The following is a 3,461-nucleotide window of genomic DNA, read 5'->3' as shown; positions in this document are numbered from 1 at the left end:
CAGCTGTTTATTCTGTGCCGAACTGCTCAAAGCGGGCGAATATAATTGCGCCAGCTCGTTCCACCCGTAGGGATGGATGGGTAGGGATTGGTCTTTCATCTGTATATTGATGTATTTGTAGTTATATAGTTTTGATTAAAAAGCTTACTTTTCATAGTAAAAGTCAGATTAATAGTGTTTTAAATCTTGTTTTTATTATTAATCAAATATACTACTAACTTTCTACATAAACAAGCATTTTTCGCATAAAAAATAACTTGTAAGTGTCATAAATTTTACTTATTCGGGAGGTTTTCGTGAAGCTGTTTGCAAGCTATCGGGAAACATCACGCGTTATCGCGCCCTATCGGGACGTTGGGGGACAAAACGCGCCAAACGGGGGTATGCTGGTGGTACATTTGCATTGTTACGTAACGAAAACAAGTTTTATAAACCCTTAAAAAAACAAAACAAGTATGGCATTATCTTATTCTTTAATCAAGCGCAGAAACATGGAGAAAGACGCTCCTGTAGGTAGTAAACTGGTATACGGATCCACTCGTACCACTTCGAAAATGGACCTGAACAAATTGTGCGACGCAATCGCTGCACACAGTACCGCATCACGCGGCGACGTGATGCTGGTGTTGGAAGGTCTGATCTATATCCTTACCGAGAGGCTGCAGGCCGGAACGGTTGTGAGCATGGGCAATTTTGGAAATTTTCGCATGGAAGCCGGCTCTGTAGGAGCTTTAACGGAAGAGGAGTTTAACACTTCGATGTTCAAAAAACCGCGTATTATCTTCAAGCCGGGTATCCTGTTGCGCGAAGTGACCAACAACGCCAAGTTCGAGAAATTGCCCACGGTTACGGTGACCGTAACGGAGCAGTGCGACAAAGAGCACGTGTATTAATTCTTCATTGCACCCTTGGATGCAGATTGATCCTTAACACACCCCCTTAAAACAAACAGAAAGATGAAACAAGTAAAACAGATCATTGAATTTATTTTGGTAGTGGCAAGCTGCTTTTTTCGGAAAAGGAAACAGCCGAAAGTCCACCCTCACGTTCCTGAAGATCCTTATCCTCCTGGCTCTTGTAATGGAGGAAAAGGAGATTGCCCTGGCTGCCCTGGCTGTAATTGTAACCCTCAGTCAGCGCCCGCCACCGGAGGACAACTCCAAGCCTACAGACAAAACGGAACTTCCGATCAAAGGGCAGTTTCGGGACAATCCTGCACCTCCAATTACTCCGGCGATAGAAGCCAGTACGATGTTGCGCCCAACGAAGGAGCCAGCGGAACCAACCCTTCCACCGGAGCCGCCAACCTGCTTGGATGGTGTTTGATAGCGGTAGCCGGAACCAGTTACCTGTATAAGTTGCTGGCTTAAGATTCATACAGTAAAAGTCCGGCTCGTGGGGGGCGGACTTTTTTTATTAATAATTATGATTTCGATTGAAAAATATTCTGTCAAACTAGTAAATAGCAAAAAAATATAGTTAAAAATTTGCATCAAATAAATTATGATTTACAGAGCGCTTTTCATTGTTTAAATTATTGGATTTTTTTGCGGGGTTTTTTATTTTACGAATGTATATTTTCTATTGAATACTTTGATTCTCAATTAATCAGATTATGAGTATAACATATCAGCATGGGTCATATAGAGAGAAGCTATTTGACGAAAGATGGAAGAGAAAGAGACTAGAAATATTAGAGCGTGATAATCATAAATGTGTTTTGTGTGGTTCTGCCGATGGTTTGGTTGTTCATCATAAACAGTATCATTTCGTATCTAGATTGGGGGTCTATAGAGATCCCTGGAATTGCCAGAATAAATATCTTATAACCCTTTGTAGATCTTGTCTTGAGCGGGGTCATTACAAATTTGAAGTGCCAACAAAACATGTATAAATAATATAATTCATAAACTATGGGATTTTTTAACAGACTATTTGGAAATAGTGAGCAAAAGAGTACGCCGGTAGAAGTACAAACTGAAGCAGCGCCGTTGAAGGAAATAAAAGAAAGTGACTTTATTGATAATTCGGACCCCAATGATGATTCAGCTAATACAACTACAATTACGTATGGATCGTCTATGCCGATCGATTTGATATATCAATTTTTAAAGGAAGACTACGAAACGAAAGGTTACGAAGATGCTCTTTGTAACCCGGATAATTCGTACAAGGAGATGAATAAAGTTATTATCAGAAATAATTTAGAGGTAAGATTTAAACAGGTAAAACTTAAATACATGGATGATGTACGAGAGATAGATTTTCATATTCAATCTCGTGCTCAAGCCGGTTTGGTTGATGTGGTAGAGCAACTGAAAACAAGAAAGCAAACCCTTACAGAGCATCAGCGACAACTGGAGGATATGGAAAGAGACTTAAGAAACAATACCGGATATATGATCGGAATGCTGCTTTCGTACGAAAGAGGATTTCTTAGGGGACTTGCGGCACTTTCGTTAGAAACGCTTAAATCTCAAAGATCATGAGTCCCTGGGTTAAATTTGGATGTTTCATTACCGGATGGAATCGTAATATTCTTGCCAACTGTACGGAGGCAAGTCATAAAGCATTAAAGAAATATACATCTTCAATGCTTATATTAATTCTTCTGTGGGCATTTACCGGATATTGTTTTGCAGATAGATATGTGGGGTTGCAATGGTGGGGTTGTGTTATTGTTGCTCTTGTATTTGTAATAATAGTTGTACAGATAGAAAGACAAATTATCCTTACAGTTGGCAAGAATAGAGGCGTAGGTGTTCTGCGAGTCTTCCTGGCGGTTATAATGGCAATTCTGGGCTCTACAATCATCGACCAGATCATTTTTGGAGATGACGTTGATAAGGAGATGATTGATATCAGAACGGAAGAGGTTAACCGAATTGCTCCTGCGAGGCAGATTGTAATTCGAGCCGAAATTGACAGATTGTCTTTTGCCATCGATTCATTGGATAAAGTGAATATGCAATTGAACGAAGAAATTGCGCAGCGTCCAACAATAATGACTGTGCAATCGGTAACCACCGAGGTTCCTGTTGTGCAGAAAGATGGTAGCATAGTAAAAGAAAAATCGAATTCAATAACGCGTACGCCTATTGAAAATCCCAGACTAAAACAGGTGATTTCCAATGAGAAGAATTTGGAATATATGAGAAAGCTGCTGGATGAATACAATAATAAAAAACTTAATGTGGCAGCCGAGCTTAAAAAAGAATTGGAAGCTAAGACCGGTTTTTTGGAAGAGCTAAAGGCTTTAGTCCGAATTATGTCTAAAAGTAGTATTGCATTGGGTTTCTACATTTTGCTTTTCTCTTTTCTTCTGTTCCTTGAATTATTAGTGGTAATGAGTAAGTTTGGTGATAAACCCTGTGATTACGACTTGATAGTTCAGCATCAGCTCGCCGTGAAGGAGGAGTCTATAAGAGATCTGGTAAAAAGAGTATAATAAATATAGTGAA

General features: G+C 39.6%; 4 protein-coding genes. All 4 read left to right on the top strand.

What is annotated here, in order from left to right; translation table 11 throughout:
- Positions 1 to 455 precede the first annotated feature (455 nt).
- Positions 456 to 893 (top strand): HU family DNA-binding protein, encoded by a 438-nt coding sequence (locus AB7E53_RS14600; RefSeq protein WP_446774590.1) that lies wholly within the window; start codon positions 456 to 458, stop codon positions 891 to 893.
- A gap of 63 nt (positions 894 to 956) precedes the next feature.
- A complete protein-coding gene (locus tag AB7E53_RS14595) occupies positions 957 to 1,370 on the top strand; it encodes a hypothetical protein (RefSeq protein WP_446776522.1) in 414 nt (137 codons plus the stop codon).
- Between the two features lie 543 nt (positions 1,371 to 1,913).
- Positions 1,914 to 2,489, top strand: a complete 576-nt coding sequence (locus AB7E53_RS14590; protein ID WP_446776520.1) for a hypothetical protein — start codon at positions 1,914 to 1,916, stop codon at positions 2,487 to 2,489.
- The gene (locus AB7E53_RS14585; protein ID WP_446776518.1) at positions 2,486 to 3,448 is read left to right on the top strand and encodes a DUF4407 domain-containing protein; all 963 of its coding nucleotides are present in this window, start codon (positions 2,486 to 2,488) and stop codon (positions 3,446 to 3,448) included. The genes AB7E53_RS14590 and AB7E53_RS14585 overlap by 4 nt, the downstream gene beginning before the upstream one ends.
- Positions 3,449 to 3,461 lie beyond the last annotated feature (13 nt).

Origin of the sequence: Macellibacteroides sp. (assembly GCF_050251695.1) — a bacterium.
Lineage (GTDB): Bacteria > Bacteroidota > Bacteroidia > Bacteroidales > Tannerellaceae > Macellibacteroides > Macellibacteroides fermentans.
The sequence above is the reverse complement of the archived record's forward strand: the minus strand, read 5'-3'. Positions and strand labels throughout refer to the sequence as shown.